General features: G+C 33.4%; 21 protein-coding genes. 18 read left to right on the forward strand and 3 right to left on the reverse strand.

Translation table 11 applies throughout. The features are described 5' to 3' along the window. Window positions 1-15: 15 nt before the first annotated feature. The 14 genes from efp (at window position 16) to BHX94_RS03235 (ending at window position 12,268) form a co-directional block, all read left to right on the forward strand. Complete coding sequence (efp, locus tag BHX94_RS03170; protein WP_096076375.1) at window positions 16-573, forward strand: elongation factor P; 558 nt, start codon at window positions 16-18, stop codon at window positions 571-573. Between the two features lie 127 nt (window positions 574-700). After that, window positions 701-1,180: an acetyl-CoA carboxylase biotin carboxyl carrier protein gene (gene accB / locus BHX94_RS03175; protein WP_096076376.1), complete on the forward strand. Its 480-nt coding sequence runs from the start codon at window positions 701-703 to the stop codon at window positions 1,178-1,180. Window position 1,181: 1 nt separating this feature from the next. Further along, window positions 1,182-2,528: an acetyl-CoA carboxylase biotin carboxylase subunit gene (gene accC, locus BHX94_RS03180; RefSeq protein WP_111744868.1), complete on the forward strand. Its 1,347-nt coding sequence runs from the start codon at window positions 1,182-1,184 to the stop codon at window positions 2,526-2,528. 88 nt (window positions 2,529-2,616) lie between these two features. Beyond that, window positions 2,617-2,964: an Asp23/Gls24 family envelope stress response protein gene (locus BHX94_RS03185; RefSeq protein ID WP_096076378.1), complete on the forward strand. Its 348-nt coding sequence runs from the start codon at window positions 2,617-2,619 to the stop codon at window positions 2,962-2,964. Between the two features lie 44 nt (window positions 2,965-3,008). Continuing rightward, window positions 3,009-3,401 (forward strand): transcription antitermination factor NusB, encoded by a 393-nt coding sequence (gene nusB, locus BHX94_RS03190; RefSeq protein WP_111744869.1) that lies wholly within the window; start codon window positions 3,009-3,011, stop codon window positions 3,399-3,401. Window positions 3,402-3,408: 7 nt separating this feature from the next. Next, complete coding sequence (gene xseA / locus BHX94_RS03195) at window positions 3,409-4,734, forward strand: exodeoxyribonuclease VII large subunit (protein ID WP_111744870.1); 1,326 nt, start codon at window positions 3,409-3,411, stop codon at window positions 4,732-4,734. A 15-nt stretch (window positions 4,735-4,749) separates the two neighbouring features. After that, the gene (gene xseB / locus BHX94_RS03200; protein WP_379875025.1) at window positions 4,750-4,944 is read left to right on the forward strand and encodes an exodeoxyribonuclease VII small subunit; all 195 of its coding nucleotides are present in this window, start codon (window positions 4,750-4,752) and stop codon (window positions 4,942-4,944) included. Continuing rightward, complete coding sequence (locus tag BHX94_RS03205) at window positions 4,937-5,797, forward strand: polyprenyl synthetase family protein (protein WP_111744871.1); 861 nt, start codon at window positions 4,937-4,939, stop codon at window positions 5,795-5,797. Before xseB ends, BHX94_RS03205 begins: the two co-directional genes overlap by 8 nt. Window positions 5,798-5,892: 95 nt before the next feature. Then, window positions 5,893-7,779, forward strand: coding sequence for a 1-deoxy-D-xylulose-5-phosphate synthase (gene dxs / locus BHX94_RS03210; RefSeq protein ID WP_096076383.1), 1,887 nt, complete (start codon window positions 5,893-5,895; stop codon window positions 7,777-7,779). Continuing rightward, window positions 7,766-8,599: a TlyA family RNA methyltransferase gene (locus tag BHX94_RS03215; RefSeq protein WP_111744872.1), complete on the forward strand. Its 834-nt coding sequence runs from the start codon at window positions 7,766-7,768 to the stop codon at window positions 8,597-8,599. Before dxs ends, BHX94_RS03215 begins: the two co-directional genes overlap by 14 nt. 97 nt (window positions 8,600-8,696) lie before the next feature. Continuing rightward, a complete protein-coding gene (gene ahrC, locus BHX94_RS03220) occupies window positions 8,697-9,149 on the forward strand; it encodes a transcriptional regulator AhrC/ArgR (protein ID WP_096076385.1) in 453 nt (150 codons plus the stop codon). Window positions 9,150-9,163: 14 nt separating this feature from the next. Then, window positions 9,164-10,831 (forward strand): DNA repair protein RecN, encoded by a 1,668-nt coding sequence (gene recN, locus BHX94_RS03225; RefSeq protein ID WP_096076386.1) that lies wholly within the window; start codon window positions 9,164-9,166, stop codon window positions 10,829-10,831. Between the two features lie 17 nt (window positions 10,832-10,848). Continuing rightward, window positions 10,849-11,541 (forward strand): response regulator, encoded by a 693-nt coding sequence (locus BHX94_RS03230; protein ID WP_111744873.1) that lies wholly within the window; start codon window positions 10,849-10,851, stop codon window positions 11,539-11,541. Next, entirely contained in the window at window positions 11,534-12,268 is a 735-nt protein-coding gene (locus tag BHX94_RS03235) for a glycerophosphodiester phosphodiesterase family protein (RefSeq protein WP_111744874.1), read from the forward strand. The genes BHX94_RS03230 and BHX94_RS03235 overlap by 8 nt, the downstream gene beginning before the upstream one ends. 31 nt (window positions 12,269-12,299) lie before the next feature. Here the strand turns inward: BHX94_RS03235 and BHX94_RS03240 are convergent, their stop codons facing one another. Further along, window positions 12,300-12,551, reverse strand: coding sequence for a DUF2627 domain-containing protein (locus BHX94_RS03240; protein ID WP_096076389.1), 252 nt, complete (start codon window positions 12,549-12,551; stop codon window positions 12,300-12,302). A gap of 315 nt (window positions 12,552-12,866) precedes the next feature. Between BHX94_RS03240 and BHX94_RS03245 the strand changes: the two genes are divergently transcribed. Beyond that, complete coding sequence (locus BHX94_RS03245) at window positions 12,867-13,967, forward strand: Glu/Leu/Phe/Val dehydrogenase dimerization domain-containing protein (RefSeq protein WP_111744875.1); 1,101 nt, start codon at window positions 12,867-12,869, stop codon at window positions 13,965-13,967. 54 nt (window positions 13,968-14,021) lie between these two features. Here the strand turns inward: BHX94_RS03245 and BHX94_RS13175 are convergent, their stop codons facing one another. Beyond that, window positions 14,022-14,267, reverse strand: coding sequence for a DUF418 domain-containing protein (locus BHX94_RS13175; RefSeq protein WP_111744876.1), 246 nt, complete (start codon window positions 14,265-14,267; stop codon window positions 14,022-14,024). 17 nt (window positions 14,268-14,284) lie between these two features. On the opposite strand from BHX94_RS13175, the gene BHX94_RS12785 reads away from it, so the two are divergent. From BHX94_RS12785 to BHX94_RS03260, 3 genes are all read left to right on the forward strand, one after another. After that, the gene (locus BHX94_RS12785; protein WP_170120741.1) at window positions 14,285-14,440 is read left to right on the forward strand and encodes a hypothetical protein; all 156 of its coding nucleotides are present in this window, start codon (window positions 14,285-14,287) and stop codon (window positions 14,438-14,440) included. A gap of 43 nt (window positions 14,441-14,483) precedes the next feature. After that, window positions 14,484-15,083 (forward strand): nucleoside phosphorylase, encoded by a 600-nt coding sequence (locus BHX94_RS03255; protein ID WP_275068261.1) that lies wholly within the window; start codon window positions 14,484-14,486, stop codon window positions 15,081-15,083. 294 nt (window positions 15,084-15,377) lie between these two features. Continuing rightward, window positions 15,378-15,803, forward strand: coding sequence for a hypothetical protein (locus BHX94_RS03260; RefSeq protein WP_101035269.1), 426 nt, complete (start codon window positions 15,378-15,380; stop codon window positions 15,801-15,803). 395 nt (window positions 15,804-16,198) lie between these two features. Here the strand turns inward: BHX94_RS03260 and metG are convergent, their stop codons facing one another. Beyond that, entirely contained in the window at window positions 16,199-17,836 is a 1,638-nt protein-coding gene (gene metG, locus BHX94_RS03265) for a methionine--tRNA ligase (protein ID WP_111744878.1), read from the reverse strand. Window positions 17,837-18,352 lie beyond the last annotated feature (516 nt).

The following is an 18,352-nucleotide window of genomic DNA, read 5'->3' on the forward strand; positions in this document are numbered from 1 at the left end:
TTAGGAGGAAATTTAATGATTTCAGTAAACGATTTTAAGACAGGTTTAACAATTGAAGTAGATAACGGGATTTGGAGAGTTATTGAATTTCAACACGTAAAACCAGGTAAAGGTGCTGCATTCGTACGTTCAAAATTACGTAACTTACGTACTGGTGCAATTCAGGAAAAAACTTTCCGTGCTGGTGAAAAAGTAGGTAAAGCACAAATCGATAATAAACGTATGCAATATTTATATGCTTCAGGCGACCAACATGTATTCATGGATAATGAATCTTATGAACAATTAGAATTGCCGGAAAGCACGATTGAATACGAGTTAAAATTCTTAAAAGAAAATATGGAAGTTCATATTCAAATGTATGAAGGTGAAACGTTAGGTGTTGAATTACCAAATACTGTAACATTAGAAGTAACTGAAACAGAACCTGGTATTAAAGGTGATACAGCACAGGGTGCTACGAAACAGGCTACTGTTGAAACGGGTTATACTTTAAATGTACCTTTATTCGTTAACCAAGGTGATAAATTAATCATCAATACAACTGATGGTTCATATGTATCACGTGGATAGGCTTCAAAATTTTATCAAGACATGCATATTTTGCATGTCTTTTATTTTTTTCTTGTATTGGTCTGACCACTAGGATAAAATAAATTAGTAACTAGTCATAAAATCTTGTATAAAAAAGGGGTACATCATGAAATTTGAAGATATAAAGAAACTTGTAGATTTAATAGACACATCAAAAACATTAACTGAATTAAATTTAGAGCAGGATGAATATAAAATTGTGATTAAAAAAGAAAAAGAAATAGTACAGGCACCGATTACTTCAATGTATGAAGTACCATCAGCACAGGTTATGCATACACCGCAAATACAGTCACAGACGCACGCTCAACCTCAAACAAACGCTATATCACCGGCAGAACATATAGATACTGGTAAGACGATTAATGCACCTATGGTTGGAACATTTTATAAATCACCTTCACCTGAAAGTGCGCCATACGTGAGTGTTGGGGATAAAGTCAATGCAGACAGTACAGTATGTATTCTGGAGGCAATGAAATTATTTAATGAAATTCAGGCTGAAATCTCAGGAGAGATTGTAGAAATTCTTGTTGAAGATGGACAAATGGTTGAATACGGACAACCGTTATTTAAGGTGAAATAATATGAAGAAAGTATTAGTCGCAAATCGTGGCGAGATAGCAGTAAGAATCATTCGTGCGTTAAAGGAGTTAAATATACAGTCAGTGGCTGTCTATTCTGAGGCAGACCGTGATGCCTTACATACTCAAATTGCAGATGAAGCTTATTGTATCGGACCGAAACAATCGAAAGATTCTTATTTAAATATCCCGAATATTTTAATGATCGCAAGCTCTACAGGTTGTGATGGTATTCATCCTGGGTATGGTTTTTTAGCTGAGAACGCAAATTTTGCAGAAATGTGCGAAGCATGTCAAATTAAATTTATCGGACCGAGTCACTATTCAATCTCTAAAATGGGAATCAAGGACGTAGCCAAGAAAGAAATGATAAAAGCAAATGTTCCTGTTGTTCCTGGAAGTGATGGATTATTAGAAAGTGTTGAAGATGCATTGACACTTGCGAATCAAATGGGTTATCCGGTTATCTTAAAAGCGACTGCTGGTGGCGGTGGCAAAGGGATACGTGTAGCAAGAAATGATGAAGAACTTCGCAATGGTTATATGATGACTGAACAGGAAGCTGCTACAGCTTTCGGTAATCCAGGGCTATATTTAGAGAAATTTATCGAGGAATTTCGTCATGTGGAAATCCAAATATTGGCTGATCAATACGGTAATGTAATACATCTCGGTGAGCGAGATTGTACCATCCAGCGTCGTATGCAAAAACTTGTAGAAGAATCACCTTCGCCTATTTTAGATGATACAACGAGAACAGCAATGGGTCAGGCAGCAGTACGTGCAGCTGAAGCTGTAAATTACGAAGGTGCTGGTACGGTTGAATTTATCTATGATTTAGCAACGAAAGCATTTTACTTTATGGAAATGAATACACGCATTCAGGTTGAACACCCGGTGACTGAAATGGTGACAGGAATTGATCTGGTGAAATGGCAGATAAAAATTGCCGCAGGAGAAAGACTCACGACACAACAGGATGATGTTATGATGTCAGGTCATGCGATTGAACTCAGAATAAATGCAGAGAATCCATATAAAAATTTTATGCCATCTCCAGGTAAAATTACTCAATATGTTGTACCAGGTGGAAATGGTGTAAGAATAGATTCAGCGTGTTATACGAACTATATAATTCCACCTTTCTACGACTCGATGGTGGCTAAACTAATCGTATATCAACCAACACGTGCAGAAGCGATTGAATGTGCCAAACGTGCACTAGATGAATTTGTTGTAACGGGAGTTGATACGACGATACCTTTCCACATTGCATTAATGGAAAATGATACTTTCAGATCTAATGATTATAGCACGAAGTTTTTAGAACAAAATGAAATACTTTCATAAAAAAACGCATAAGCGTTTTTTTATTTAGCATTTAATATTATACTTAAAACATGTTATAGTATTAATATGAGATGGGAGGCATATATCAATGATTGAAACAAATAAAAAAGGCAATTTAGGTACTGTTGAAATTGCACCAAGTGTAATTGAAGTCATCGCTTCAATCGCTGTATCTGAAGTCAAAGGTGTATCACTTGTTCAAAAGAACAAATCTCTCGATAAATTAGGCGTTAAAAATCAAAAAGGTGTTAACGTAGAAGTTAAGGATGAAGATATCATTATCGATGCATACTGTGCTTTCGACTATGGTACAAAAATCTCTAAGACGGCAACACAAGTACAGCAATCTATAAAAAATGCATTAGGTAATATGACTGCGATTAGTCCGAAACAAATCAATGTGCATATCGTTAATGTAAAATTTAAAGAAAATTAATTTAGAGGATGCTTGCATCCTCTAAATTTTTGAAGGAGAAACATATGTCAAGAACAGAATCAAGACAACATGCAGTACAAATATTATTTCAATTAGAAACAAAGGAACATGATATTACAATTGAAGAAGCAACAGCTTTTATTATTGAGCCTCCTCTAAAGGATGAATTTTGTGAATCAATCGTTCGTGGTGTGAAAGCTTATGAAACAGACATCGATGGTAAAATATCACCTCATCTTAAACAGTGGACGCTTGACCGTATCAATAAGATTGATCGAATTATTTTACGTATGAGTACTTATGAAATGCTATACACTGATGCACCGGAAAAAGTAGTTGTTAATGAAGCGGTAAATTTAGCGAAAACTTATAGCGATGATGACAGCTATAAATTTATCAACGGTGTTTTAAGTGAAATAATTAAAAATAAAGCGTAGTGATGATATGGAAAAGTATTTAACGGTAAGTGCGTTAAGTAAATATATAAAAGTAAAATTTGATAGAGATCCTTATTTACAGGAAGTCTATATAAAGGGTGAGCTTTCAAACTATAAACGTCATTCTAGTGGACATCATTATTTTGCATTAAAAGATAACGGTGCCATTATTCAATGTATGATGTTTAGTCGTGATGCGGGTAAATTATCTTTTACTCCTAAAGAGGGAGATAGTGTACTTATTACCGGACGTGTTTCATCATATGAGGCACGAGGCAACTATCAATTGTATGTTAATACAATGACGCTTGATGGTATTGGGTTATTATATGAGAAATTTGAACAACTTAAAAAGGAATTTCAGGAAAAAGGTTATTTTAATAGAGAACATAAACAGTCTTTACCAAAATATCCGAAGCATATTGCAGTACTTACAGCAAGCACAGGAGCGGCCGTACAGGATATACGGACTACTTTAAATAATAGATATCCATTGGCAGAAGTAACGTATATATCGACACTAGTACAAGGTGCAGGTGCTAAAGAAGATATCGTAAAAAATATTGAACAAGCAGATGCTATCGGTGTCGATGTAATCATTCTTGGACGTGGTGGGGGCTCAATTGAAGATTTATGGGCATTTAATGAAGCTGCTGTTGTTGAAGCTATATATAATGCACGTACACCTATCATTTCAGCAGTAGGACATGAAACGGATACGACTTTATCAGATTTTGTAGCAGATTTACGTGCACCAACACCAACTGGAGCGGCTGTTCTTGCAACGCCTGACGTCCGTGAATTGGATGCGCAGATTAATAAAGCACGTGAATTCATGAATCATAAAATGAACAATATATTACGTCATCAAGTGCAGCACTTAAATCAGCTTGAGAATTATTATATTTTTAAGAATCCATATATGCTTGTTGAACAAAAAGTTCAGCGAATCGATGAAATTCAGAATAATATGAAGTACCTGGTGAATACGATGCTGCAACAACAAAAGCATCGTTCTTCAACTTTAACTCAGCATATTACACCTAAGACATTAGAGGATAAGGTAAAGTATTACCACAAAGAAATTGAAAATAAACAACATCAAATGGACAGAATAGTACAGTATTTGATGTCAATGAAACAAACAGCATTTCAATCTCGACTTGCACTGCTTAGCAGCTTAAGTCCAACAGAAACATTACTACGAGGATATAGTATTACGCGATATAACGATGCGATAGTGCGTTCTGTAGATGATGTGAAAATTGGTGATAGGTTAGAAATTGAAATCAAGGATGGTAAACTAATCAGTGAAGTAATTGAAAAGAAATAACTAGGGGTGTCTTCCATGGCTAAAGATTTTGAAACGATGATGAACGAATTAGAAACGATTGTTAAACAACTTGATAATGAAAATGTTTCGCTTGAAAAATCCATTGAACTATATGAAGCAGGTGTCAAATTATCTAAAGCATGTCAGGATAAACTGAAAGAAGCTGAGCAGAAAATCGCTAAACTACAAGAGGCAGATACAAATGAATAAGGCATATATTGAAGCGATTAATAATGCAATCGATGAAAATTATCAGGAAAAAGCCGTATCATCACAATTAAATGAATCGATTATCTATTCGTTAAAAGCGGGAGGTAAACGTGTGCGCCCATTACTGTTAATGACAACGCTTGAAAGTCTGGGTGGTAATCCAGATGATGGGATAGCATTTGGTTTGGCAGTCGAAATGATACATACATATTCGTTGATTCATGATGATCTTCCTGCAATGGATGATGATGATTATCGCAGAGGCAAACTCACAAACCATAAAGTATATGGTGAAGCAACAGCTATTTTAGCAGGAGATGCCTTACTAACGGATAGTTTCCATCAAATAATATCAGGCAACTATTCAGACGCAACTAAAATAAAACTGATAACATTATTATCAGATGCTGCCGGGTCTAAAGGTATGGTCGCGGGACAGATGCTTGATATGGAAAGCGAAAATAAATCAATTGATATGATGACGCTTGAGACAATTCACCATCATAAAACAGGAGATTTAATTCACGCATCTATTTATGCTGCAGGTATTATACTAAATCTGAATGATGATATTTTATTGTCGCTAGATAAAGTAGGAAGAAATATTGGATTAATGTTTCAGATTAAAGATGATATATTAGATGTAGAAGGTGATTTCGAGTCAATCGGAAAAACTGTTGGAAGTGATGCAGAAAATGCAAAAAGCACATACGTCTCACTAATCGGTCTTGAAGCATCTAAACAAAGACTAAATGAAATCTATAATGAGACGATAGAAATTGTTAAGGACATTACATTAAATAAAGCACCACTCATAGCATTAATTGATTTTATTGTTGATAGAAATAAATAAAAAGCCTGTATAAGGCTTTTTTTATTTTTCATGCATTCATAAACAATGATATAATAGGTAACATATTATAGTAAGAGAGATGTAGGTGGGAATTCATGGATGTATCGAAAATAAAAGATCCATCGTTTATTAAAAATTTAACAGATGATGAGTTAGTTGAATTAAGTGGTGATATTCGTCAGTTTCTTATAGAGAAATGCGCAATTACCGGAGGGCATATTGGGGCAAATTTAGGTGTTGTAGAATTAACAATCGCCATGCATAGAAGTTTTAACAGTCCTCAAGATAAACTTATCTTTGATGTAGGACATCAGGCATATATTCATAAAATATTAACTGGCCGTGGAGAGAAATTTGATACGTTACGCCAATATAAAGGTTTAAGTGGATTTCCGAAATTAAATGAAAGTCCGCATGATGTATGGGAAGCAGGACATTCTTCAACTTCACTCTCAGCAGCTATCGGCATGGCAAAAGCGCGTGATATTCTAGGTGAAGATTATGATGTTGTACCGATTATCGGAGATGGAGCTTTAACAGGTGGTATGGCACTTGAAGCTTTAAATCATATCGGACATGATAAAACTGATATGACAATCGTCTTAAATGATAATGAAATGAGTATTGCGCCTAACGTTGGTGCGATGCATAATATGTTTGGTCGATTACGCACGAATCAAAACTATAACCGTGCAAAAGTTGATATTGACGGTTTCTTAAGTAAATTACCGGGTGGACATAAACTAAGAGATTCAGCTGATCGTATTAAGGATAGTCTGAAATATCTTGTTGTAACAGGTGTATTCTTTGAGGAGCTTGGCATTAAATATGTCGGGCCAGTAGACGGGCATAATTTTAATGATCTTAAAGAAGCTTTCGAGACATCTAAACGTATTAACGGACCAGTTATCGTTCACGTTATTACTAAAAAAGGTAAAGGTTACCGACCGGCAGAAAACGATAAGATTGGGACTTGGCATGGATTAGGACCATATAAATTAGAAACGGGCGAACAGGTAAAAGGTAGCTCAAAAGCACCAGCCTGGAGTCAAATCTTCAGCGACACGGTACAAAGTTTTGCAGAAAAAGATAAACATATTGTTGCGATTACACCGGCGATGCCAGTAGGTAGTAAGTTAACGAGGTTTCAGGCAGAATTACCGGATCAATTCTTTGACGTTGGTATAGCAGAACAGCATGCAGTGACGATGGCGGGTGGATTAGCTGCTAATGGCATGAAACCTTATGTGGCCATTTATTCAACATTTTTACAACGTGCTTATGATCAAATGCTGCATGACGTCGACCGTCAAAACTTACATGTAGTATTTGGAATTGACCGTTCAGGTCTTGTTGGAGCAGATGGCGAAACACATCAAGGTGTCTTTGATATACCTTTCTTAAGTCATATGCCGAATATTACGATTATGATGCCAAAAGATGAGAATGAAGCGCGTCATATGCTGCATAGTGCATTTTATGAATACACGGGCCCTATTGCGATACGTTATCCAAGAGGGAATGGTATTGGTGTGGATGTGGATGCTAACTTGCAACCCGTACCATATGGTAAATGGGAAACCCTTCATGATGGTGAGGATGTCGCAGTACTAAGTTTCGGACCGACATTACAACTTATTGAAGAAGTGCGTGATGAACTATTAAAAGAAGGCATCAATATTGAAGTGGTTAATGCACGATTTATTAAACCGTTAGATACAGACTATCTGGATAAAATTGCAAAGGAAAATAAAGCAATAATTACAGTTGAAGAGTCGATGTTGAGCGGTGGTTTTGGGTCATTAATCGTCAATTACTTCAATGATAGACATCAACATATAGATATTAAACGCATCGGAATTGACGATGAATATATTGAACATGGTGATGTAGAATTATTACTGAATGATATCGGGATTTCAAAAGCAAATATTATCAATGAAATAAAACAATCACTAAAGCGTAAACATGAAAAAAATTAGAATAGATGATTGGCTCGTTGAACATGACTATTATGAAACAAAAGATGCCGCTATGCGAGCAGTCATGGCAGGTCTCATTTTTAATGACAATATTCGTATTGACACTGCAGGTGAGAAAATTAATCCTATAACTGCAAAAATCCGCGTGAAAGATAAACGGAAAAAATATGTAAGTCGTGGCGGATATAAACTTGAAAAAGCAATTGAATATTTTGATTTAAATTTAATTGATGTCATTCATCTCGATATCGGATCTTCTACTGGTGGATTTACAGACTGTGCATTACAAAATGGTGCGCGTCATTCATATGCTTTGGATGTCGGTACGAATCAATTAGACTATCGTTTACGTGTTCATGATAAAGTTACAGTCATGGAACAGACAAATTTTAGATATGTGATGAAAGAACAGTTTGATCCTACACCGAATTTTATCACGATAGACGTAAGTTTTATTTCTTTATCAGTGATTTTCAATAAACTTGTTGAAATAGTAAAACCTGGTGCCACGATTATTGCACTCATCAAGCCCCAATTTGAAGCAAGATATGAATATGTTGATAAAGGAATTGTTCATGATAAAGATGAACATATCCGGGTATTAGATGAAATGATTCAGCTTTGTAAGAAACTTAATATTCAAGTACACGGTATTACCTTTTCACCAATTACTGGGCAAAAAGGTAATATTGAATATTTATTACATGGTGAAGTTATTTCTGATAATGATGAAATTATTAATTCTGTTATCAATGATAAAAATCTGTCACAATCAACAGCAATGATTGTGGAACAAGCGTTTAACATATTAAATGATTAAACCACCGAGGCAAATTCGGTGGTTTTTTCGTATACAATAAATTGTATGTATGCTAAAATTATCTGTATAATTATACAGGTACAAGGGGGGCGTAGGTATGGCCAATAAAACTATCCGACAAATTAAAATCAGAGAGATCATCTCTAATCAACAAATAGAAACACAGGAAGATCTCGTTGAGAAATTAAATGAATATAATTTAAATGTAACACAAGCAACTATTTCTCGAGATATTAAAGAATTACAATTAATTAAAGTACCCACACCTAGTGGACAATATATTTACTCACTACCAAGAGACAGAAAATATCATCCGTTAGATAAATTAGGACGCTATTTAATGGATTCATTTGTTAAATTGGATAGTGCTGACAATTTACTTGTCTTAAAAACTTTACCAGGAAATGCACAGTCAATCGGTGCTATTTTAGATCAGTTAGAATGGGAAGAAGTGATCGGTACAATTTGTGGTGATGATACTTGCCTATTAATCTGTAAAGATAAAAAAGCAGCAGAAGTGATCACTGAACGTATTTTTAACATGCTTTAATTGGGGGATTTTATATGCTTTTGTCGTTATCTATTAAACAGTTTGCAATAATCGAGGCATTAGAAATTGAATTAAAAGATGGTTTAACTGTACTTAGTGGAGAAACTGGTGCAGGTAAGTCAATCATTATCGATGCAATCGGACAACTCATTGGTATTCGAGCAAGTCAGACTTTAGTGCGTCATGGTGAAAATAAAGCGATTGTTGAAGGTATATTTGATATAGACCATAATCCTCGAGTAAAGGATATGCTCATTGAAAAAGATATTCCATTAGATGATTTTATGTTGGTAAAACGTGAAATTTTAAAGACGGGTAAAAGTATATGTAAGATCAATAATCAGACCGTAACATTAACAGAATTAAAAAGTATCATGCAGGAGCTTTTGGATATTCATGGGCAACACGAAACACAGACCCTGTTAAAACCAAAATATCATCTGACATTATTAGATGATTATGCAAAAGGCAATTATGATACTTTACTGGCGGAGTATCAGATAACCTTTAAACAATATGTTGAGAAGACGAATGAGCTGAAAAACTTGCAGCAAAAAGATGAAGAGTTGTTGCAACGTTTAGATTTAATAAAATATCAACATAAAGAATTAAGTGAAAAGGAATTAATCGCCTCAGAAAAAGAAACGTTAACAGAAGAAATTAATCGACTGCAAAATTATGAGAAACTTAATGATGCTTTAACAAAATCAGTTAATCTATTAAGCGAAGAAAATCAAATATTAGATTTACTATTCAAATTTAACGCATCACTTAAAGAAGTGGATGAAATTATACCAAACAAGTTTAGTAAGACATTAGAGGAGTCGGAAGGTCTGTATTATATTTTAGATGATGCAAAACATGCATTGCATGATGCGATGTCTCAAAATGAATATGATGAGAATGAACTTAATCAGTTAGAGACGCGTATGAATGAAATACAATTTCTAGAACGTAAGTATGGAAAACCTTTAAATGAGCTGATACCTTTTATTGATGAGTTAGAAAAAGAAATTAATACGATTGAAAATATTGAAGAATCTACTACTCAATTGATAAAGGAAATTGAACAGACAAAATCAAAACTTCTGTCGTTAGGAAATGATTTAAGCAAAGCAAGACGTAAAGTAGCTCAAACACTACGCAATGAAATATTAGATGAAATTCATAATTTAGAGATGAAAAGTGCAAACTTTGAAATGGCATTTACTAAGACTGAACCAAGCGTAACCGGTATTGAATCTTTAGAATTTATGATTAGCCCAAATAAAGGAGAACCATTGAAACCGCTGGAGAAAATAGCATCTGGTGGGGAACTAAGTCGTATGATGCTTGCTTTGAAAAGTATATTTGCAGAGTCGAAAGGTAAAACAGCAATTTTATTTGATGAAGTAGACACAGGTGTTTCTGGTAAAGTCGCTCAAAAAATGGCTGAGAAAATGTATGATATTTCACAGCATATACAAGTTATCTGTATTTCACATTTACCACAAGTTGCTGCAATTAGCGATCATCATCTTTATATCGAGAAAAAAGAACAAGATGACAGAACCACTACAAGAGTAACTGAACTCGATGGAGAATCACGCATAAAAGAAGTTGCAAGAATGATCTCAGGTGTTGAAGTGACGCCACTCACATTAGAACATGCAGCTGAATTAATCAATCAAAATAAGAAGTAAAAAAAGGATGAAGAAGTATGGTGCTTAAAGTTGCAATTATTGAAGATTCACGAGAACTCGCAGTAACAATAAAAACACATCTAGAAAAACATAATTTGCAGGTCGTCGGAATGTGTCATAACGGTAAGGATGCACTTAATATGATCAATGATGTTGAATTTGATTTACTGTTACTTGACCTGATATTGCCACATATCGATGGAATTACACTGTTAAAAGAGCATATTCCAACGAACCATCCTTTTAAAATTATTTGCTTAAGTGCGTTTGGAAAAGATTCTGTGCTGTCAGAAGCAATGGATTCCGGAGCTGATTATTTCATTTTAAAGCCGATTAATTTTGATAATTTTGTCAATCGTATTTGTCAGATCTGTAATATTGATGAATCAGTCCTCAGACAAGATAAATTAGAACAGTTAGGATTTAAAGAAAAACATAAAGGTACGCGATATATACAGGATGCCATTGAAATATTATCTGCTAGAAGCGAACAAGAACGAGCGAAGAAAGTACACTTAACAATTGATTTATATCCAAAGATTGCAGAAAGAAACAATGTTAAGAATGCAAATGTAGAACGTTCTATACGACATGCAATTGAAAAAGCATGGGATAACGGTTTACAGGAAGTGTTTAGCAAACGTGGAAAATTAAATCGACCGACGAGTGGCGAACTAATCGATTACCTCTTGGAGGATTATCATGACTAAAATAATTGGACACAGAGGGTATGCTGCACTTTATCCTGAAAATACGATGCTAAGCTTTAAAAAAGCTTATGAACATGGTGCAGATGGAATAGAGCTTGATATACATATGTCTGTCGATAAAGCAATTATTGTCATCCATGATCCAACCTTAAATCGTACAACCAATCAGAAAGGTCGAGTCAATCAATTAACATTAGATGAAATCAAAAATGCACGTATTAAGAATGGTTTATTTAAAATAACTGACGAACAAGTCCCAACGTTAAAAGAAGTGATGGACTGGATCATTACAACTGATATGACATTAAATATTGAAATAAAAGGTGTTACTGAAGGTGTGCTTGAAGAAGAGCTACTCAAACTTTTAAGTCACTATGACATGAAAGAGCGTATTATCATATCAAGTTTTAATCTTGAAAGTCTTTTATATATAGAAAAGATTGATTCGAGTTATGACACAGCACTACTTACAGATAAAGATTTGGGTGAGCCGTGGATATATTTGGAGTCACATGGCATTAAATCAGTGCATCCTTATGGAAAAAGTTATATGACCGATGCGAAAAGACAAGAAGTAGTAGGATATAATTTACCAGCACGTGTCTACACGGTTAATCGCGCAAAAGAAATACAGTACTGGCTGGAAGAAGAAATCGATGCCATTATAACAGATGAAGTAGAAGTAGCGGTAAAATTAAAAAAAGATTATTTGTTAAAACAACATTGATAAAAATAAAGAACAAGAGAATCATCCATTATTAGGACTGATTCTCTTGTTTTTTATAAAATTTTTCTTGAGCACGTTTACTTTTCTTTTCGATATGAAGAATATAGCCGCCTACAAAACTAACACCAAGTACCATTAAGATAAGTCCGATTAAAAATTGCAGCCAAATAAAATGGAGTTCTGGGACAAGAATACCAAAAACAGCATCTCGCATCCATTTGATACCTAAACCTGCAAAATAAATTGGAATAACTAAAACAAGAAGTGCGATAATCTTTTTCATAAATTCACCTACCAATAGCATTATAACAAAAAAACATCATAATATTAATAATAAAAAATTTATTATATAAATATAATAAGAGATGAAAATGATGAATAAAAAAAATCTAAAATACGTTCAAATAGCATGTTGTAAGCGCTTTAGTTTGTTGAAGTACATAAAAATTTAATAGAATATAATAATAATATATCGGAAATCGAACTAAAATATACAGAAATAAATTTAATAATGAATATTTTTGTTTTATAAACATAATATTTAATGTAAAATAGGAAGTGTTAAAATAATAATTATTTTATGAAAAGGGGAAATAAAATGATTTTTAAGACTTTAGAACAATATGACTATGAGCAAGTTGTATTCTGCCAGGATAATGCAAGTGGATTAAAAGCGATTATCGCGATCCATGATTCAACACTTGGACCAGCATTAGGTGGATGCAGAATGTGGCCATACAAAACAGAAGAAGAAGCAATTGAAGATGCATTACGTTTAGCACGTGGAATGACATATAAAAATGCAGCAGCAGGACTTAACTTAGGTGGCGCGAAAACAGTTGTTATCGGAGATCCTAAGAAAGATAAATCAGAAGCTTTATTTAGAGCATTAGGTCGTTATATTCAAAGTTTAAACGGACGATATATTACAGCTGAAGACGTTGGTACAACAGTTACTGATATGGACATTATTCATGAAGAAACTGACTTTGTCGTAGGATTATCAGAAAGCTACGGATCTAGTGGAAATCCTAGTCCGATGACAGCATTAGGAGTTTATCGTGCGATGAAACGTACGGCGAAAGAAGCATTCGGTGATGATAGTTTAGCAGGTAAGACAATTTCTGTACAAGGGGTAGGAAATGTATCTTATACTTTATGTAAATATTTACATGAAGAAGGTGCGAAATTAATCGTTACGGATATCTTCCAGGAATCAATTGATAGAGCGGTAAATGATTTTGGCGCAACAGCAGTGAAACCTGATGAAATTTACTCAGTTGAAGCGGATATCTTTGCACCATGTGCATTAGGAGCAATTCTTAATGATGACACAATTCCACAATTGAAAGTTAAAGCAGTATGTGGATCATCTAATAACCAGTTGAAAGACATGGAAAGACACGCAGCAATGCTTAAAGAAAGAAACATTATCTATGCACCTGACTTTGTTGTAAACTCGGGTGGAGTTATTAATGTAGCTGATGAGTTAAACGGCTACAACCAAGATCGTGCAATGAAAAAAGTAAATGAAATCTATGATCAGATGGATAAAGTATTTGAAATCGCGAAACGCGATAACATTTCTACAGCATTAGCAGCAGAACGTTTAGCTGAAGAACGTATTGATCAAATGATGCGTGTACGTAGTACATTTAGTTTAAATGAACATTCTTTGCTTTCTAGACGTAGAGGTTAATAAAACAGGTATGCTCAGAATTTTGAGCATACCTGTTTTTAAATATCACTAAAATTAATTTTGTAATTTTCTTTTAGGGTGAAACGACCAATAAGTCACCACACGAATGATATATTCAAGCGGACCATATTTAAAATATATACTGCTCAATAAGATTTGTACCACAAAGAAAATTAAGGCAATGAAAACAGATAATACAAAATTGCTGTCACCAAATCGTCCAAACCCATGACTATAATAAATAAACCCATGGAAGATAGATTGGCTAATGTAATTAGTGAGAGAAAGTTTATAGATTATATAGAGAAAATTGGATTATGAAAGACGCGCCAACATATTTAGTTAAATATACTAATGGTTTAAAAGATAAAGGTTTCGTTCCGAAAGATCATGTAATACAACAATTTAATTCGATTGGTATATATGAAGATTATAAGAATTTAATTCAAGAGATTTTACAATCGACGATCTAAAAATATTTATGACAAAATTATTGATTTATATAACTGTGAAAAGATTGCTGAGATTCATGTTTGTAACGGTAGTTATCCAATATATAAATTTATTCATGAAGGCAAAGATATTGGATTTTATTTAAGTGGTATTGGATCAACATTAGCGGCTCAATTTTGTATAGAAGCTAACTGGTTAACTGGTGCTACTCAGTTTATAATGTCAGGTTCAGCAGGTAGTTTAGATAAAGAAAAGACGGATAATAAATTTGTGATTCCAACGGAAAGTTATCGAGATGAAGGTATGTCTTATCATTATGCAAAAGCAGATGATTATATTGAAATTAATAATAGTAAAAAAGTAGCTGAAATATTTGATATATTAGAATTACCTTATGTGCAAGGTAGGGTATGGACAACTGATGCTATGATGAGAGAAACTAAAAATAATGTTGAAGTGCGCAAAAACGATGGATGTATTGCAGTCGAAATGGAACTTGCAGGTGTTCAAGCTGTTAGTGACTTCCATGGGTTTGAACTCTATAACTTTTTGGCAACGGGTGATGTACTTGCAGAAAATGAATACGAGATTGACGGCTTAAGTGACGCTAATCATAATATGGATAAATTCTTTATAGGTTTGGAAATAGCAAAGAGAATTTAGATAGAATTAATGATAGTACATAATGGGTGAAATAATCATTAAATATAATGGAGAATTAAAATGCTGATGTTTAGTTATAAAAAACAAAGTTGAATGCGATTTTGAATTGATAGATTATCAGATGAAACATCTTTCTGATAAATGTAAATTTGCAACTTATATTATGGTTGATATACTAACAAATAATAAATTTTATATAAGTTCGATTAGGATAAATGAAGATAGATGGAAAATGAAAGTAATATAGAAAGGCTAATGAAATAAATATTAATCAGCTGAGGTGGGTAGAATATTATGACTCTTACAAGAAATTTAAGACTTGCTAATTTAGAACGATGGTATATGTATCCTGGTAATGTATTTGAAGGTACAGAATATATGAATACATTTTTAGAAGTTTTTATATTTGAAGCAAATGAAATTTATATTTTAACAATTACAGATATCCCAAAAGATAGTTTGTTCAGTAATGAAGAATTAATTTCAGATATTGAGGGGTTGGCACATCATTTGGCAGTTGAAAAAGGATCGACACAACTTTTTGAGTTTCTTGATATTGATATGTCTAATTTTAAATTTAATCCAGATTCAGATGGTAACATAGAATATCAGACAAATGAATATAAAGATAAATATATTGAAAAATATTATAAAGAAATACTATATCAAAAATACCCTCAAATTAATGTGATTCATGAAAACACTACATTTAGTTATTGATAGAATTTCCTTTTAAATGTCAACAGAATTTAAAACTTTTGATTTATCATTTATTAAATATTAAAATGTAAATGAAAAGAGGAGTGTAGCAACACTCCCCTTGTAGATCCGTTTAGACGGTGACCAGCCTTTATAGTGATATCAAACTACTACCACTCAGCTCGGTCAAAGCTTATGAGTGGTTATTTTTTATCGTTTTTACTGACTTCTATGACACATAGCATGATATCTGCAAAAAGTAGTGCAAATATCAATGCTTCATAAATAGTCATGCTTATCCTTTCTGGGGATAACACCAAAAGTAAAACGATAAGCATCACCCCTTTATGGCTAGCCACCATCATAAACTAAACTACATGATATATTATAATAGGTAAAATTATTTTCTGCGAACGTTAGTTCGCGTTGGATTCATTTAATCTTTCTATTTCTTCATCGATTTGCTGAACATCTATTCGTTCATATAATGGTGAAACAGATGCAAGTCTTTTTGGTAAAACCTCGATTACATGCCATTCTAATGTTTCTATTCCCAGCATATCTTTTAGTTTTTCTGCACTAAATGGGAGGAAGGGATTCAATAATTGACTTAAATTTTGAATAATAAATACACATGTAGCTAAAGTTTCATCACATTTTTCTTTTTCTTCTTTAAATGTAATCCATGGCTGTTGTTGGTCAAAGTATTTATTATATGTTCTTATAGATTCAAATATTAATTCTAACGCTTCTTTAATTTTAGCTTCTTCTATTAATTGCCCAACTTTTTGATAAAGTAAATGTAATTCATTTTTAATACTTTTATCAATTTCAGTTTGAGGGACTTCTAAATCATATGATTTTTCCAGAAACTTAAATGTTCTATTAACCAGATTACCAAATGCACCAAGAAGTTCACTGTTATGACTATAAATAAATTCTCTAAAAGAAAAATCTGCATCTCGAGATTCTGGTGCATTGATTGTAAAGAAATAGCGAATCATATCAGGGTGATATCGTTCTATTAAATCCGGTATCCAGACTGCCCAATTCTGGCTGGTTGATATTTTTCGTTTTTCCAAAGTCATATATTCACTTGATACGATTGATTGTGGCAACCCATCAATATTTGCACCCATTAGAATTGATGGCCAAATTACGGTATGAAATGGTATATTGTCTTTTCCATGAATATAATAAGTTTTTGTTTCTTTCATCCAGAATTGTTGGTAATCCTGATTATTTAGTTTTCCCCATGCTTCTGATGCTGTTAAATATCCAGCTACCGCTTCAATCCAAACATATATCTTTTTATCTTCAAATCCTTTGATCGGCACATCAACACCATTAGGTAAATCACGTGTTACAGAACGATCAGGTATACCTTCATTTAAATATCTTTCAGTGAGTGCTAATGCATTTTGACGCCAGTGATATTTTGTACTTTTTTCTTTAAAATACTTTTCAAGTTGTTCCTGAAGCCTACTAAATTTGTAATATAAATGATTTGTTTCTCTAATTACAGGTTCGTTGCCACACAATTTACAACGCTTATTGATTAAATCTAGTGGATCGAGTATTGCTGAACATTGATCACACTGATCACCTCGTGCTTTTGCACCACAATTAGGACACTCACCTTCAACCAATCGATCAGGTAAGAACTGCTGATCATGTTCACAATACGCTTGCTCACTCGTTTTTTGATAGAGCATATCATTATCATATAATTTTAAGAATAATGACTTTACGCCGTTATGATGTTCGATTGAATCTGTTCTAGTATATAAATCATAAGTAAAACCTAATTGATTAAAGCAATGTTGAAATTCCTGATGATAAATATCTGCAATATCTCGAGTGGTCTTTCCTTCTTGTTTCGCACGTATTGCAATAGGTGTTCCGTTACAATCACTTCCAGACACATATAAAACATCTTCACCAGTTTGTCTGTAATATCTTGCAATAATGTCTCCAGGTAATAGTGCTGCGATATGACCAATGTGCAAAGAACCATTTGCATATGGCCATGCTCCTCCAATAAATACTGTCATTCTAAATCTCCCCCTTATATTCCATAAAAAAAGTCCCAATCGCAAAATGCGATTAGGACGAAATATTATATTCGTGGTACCACCTAAGTTCGTATATTACTCACATAATATACCTCGTAAAGTTAATAACTTTAATCCAATAACGCTGGATACGTCGCAATCTACTCATACAAACTTTCTTTGCGAAGCTTAGAGTCATCCTTTAATTCGTTACTTCTTTTCAGCTACCGAAGCTCTCTATTTTATGAATTAAATCTTCTCATCAATGCCGTTTTTATATTATTAGATATAATATATAAGATAATTGTGAAAATTACAATATTAATTTTTTATAATTCAAATTTTATAATGAGAATTATTTTTTTGACAATCAATAAAAAGAAATAGAATTTGAAATTGGTGAAACCCCAAATTCGGCAGGCAAAATCAATCTGAAATTGGTAGAACTCCAAATTCGAACTAACAATTCTTATCGAAATTGGAGATGCGCACATCAACTTTAATTTTTACTATCAT

Origin of the sequence: Macrococcoides bohemicum (assembly GCF_003259675.1) — a bacterium.
GTDB classification, from domain to species: Bacteria; Bacillota; Bacilli; order Staphylococcales; family Staphylococcaceae; genus Macrococcoides; species Macrococcoides bohemicum.

What these genes read in the sequence shown, in the direction of transcription:
- efp (WP_096076375.1), top strand. Translation starts at nt 16, where the DNA reads ATGATTTCAGTAAACGATTTTAAGACAGGTTTAACAATTGAAGTAGAT.
- accB (WP_096076376.1), top strand. Translation starts at nt 701, where the DNA reads ATGAAATTTGAAGATATAAAGAAACTTGTAGATTTAATAGACACATCA.
- accC (WP_111744868.1), top strand. Translation starts at nt 1,182, where the DNA reads ATGAAGAAAGTATTAGTCGCAAATCGTGGCGAGATAGCAGTAAGAATC.
- BHX94_RS03185 (WP_096076378.1), top strand. Translation starts at nt 2,617, where the DNA reads ATGATTGAAACAAATAAAAAAGGCAATTTAGGTACTGTTGAAATTGCA.
- nusB (WP_111744869.1), top strand. Translation starts at nt 3,009, where the DNA reads ATGTCAAGAACAGAATCAAGACAACATGCAGTACAAATATTATTTCAA.
- xseA (WP_111744870.1), top strand. Translation starts at nt 3,409, where the DNA reads ATGGAAAAGTATTTAACGGTAAGTGCGTTAAGTAAATATATAAAAGTA.
- xseB (WP_379875025.1), top strand. Translation starts at nt 4,750, where the DNA reads ATGGCTAAAGATTTTGAAACGATGATGAACGAATTAGAAACGATTGTT.
- BHX94_RS03205 (WP_111744871.1), top strand. Translation starts at nt 4,937, where the DNA reads ATGAATAAGGCATATATTGAAGCGATTAATAATGCAATCGATGAAAAT.
- dxs (WP_096076383.1), top strand. Translation starts at nt 5,893, where the DNA reads ATGGATGTATCGAAAATAAAAGATCCATCGTTTATTAAAAATTTAACA.
- BHX94_RS03215 (WP_111744872.1), top strand. Translation starts at nt 7,766, where the DNA reads ATGAAAAAAATTAGAATAGATGATTGGCTCGTTGAACATGACTATTAT.
- ahrC (WP_096076385.1), top strand. Translation starts at nt 8,697, where the DNA reads ATGGCCAATAAAACTATCCGACAAATTAAAATCAGAGAGATCATCTCT.
- recN (WP_096076386.1), top strand. Translation starts at nt 9,164, where the DNA reads ATGCTTTTGTCGTTATCTATTAAACAGTTTGCAATAATCGAGGCATTA.
- BHX94_RS03230 (WP_111744873.1), top strand. Translation starts at nt 10,849, where the DNA reads ATGGTGCTTAAAGTTGCAATTATTGAAGATTCACGAGAACTCGCAGTA.
- BHX94_RS03235 (WP_111744874.1), top strand. Translation starts at nt 11,534, where the DNA reads ATGACTAAAATAATTGGACACAGAGGGTATGCTGCACTTTATCCTGAA.
- BHX94_RS03240 (WP_096076389.1), bottom strand. Translation starts at nt 12,551, where the DNA reads ATGAAAAAGATTATCGCACTTCTTGTTTTAGTTATTCCAATTTATTTT.
- BHX94_RS03245 (WP_111744875.1), top strand. Translation starts at nt 12,867, where the DNA reads ATGATTTTTAAGACTTTAGAACAATATGACTATGAGCAAGTTGTATTC.
- BHX94_RS12785 (WP_170120741.1), top strand. Translation starts at nt 14,285, where the DNA reads ATGAAAGACGCGCCAACATATTTAGTTAAATATACTAATGGTTTAAAA.
- BHX94_RS03260 (WP_101035269.1), top strand. Translation starts at nt 15,378, where the DNA reads ATGACTCTTACAAGAAATTTAAGACTTGCTAATTTAGAACGATGGTAT.
- metG (WP_111744878.1), bottom strand. Translation starts at nt 17,836, where the DNA reads ATGACAGTATTTATTGGAGGAGCATGGCCATATGCAAATGGTTCTTTG.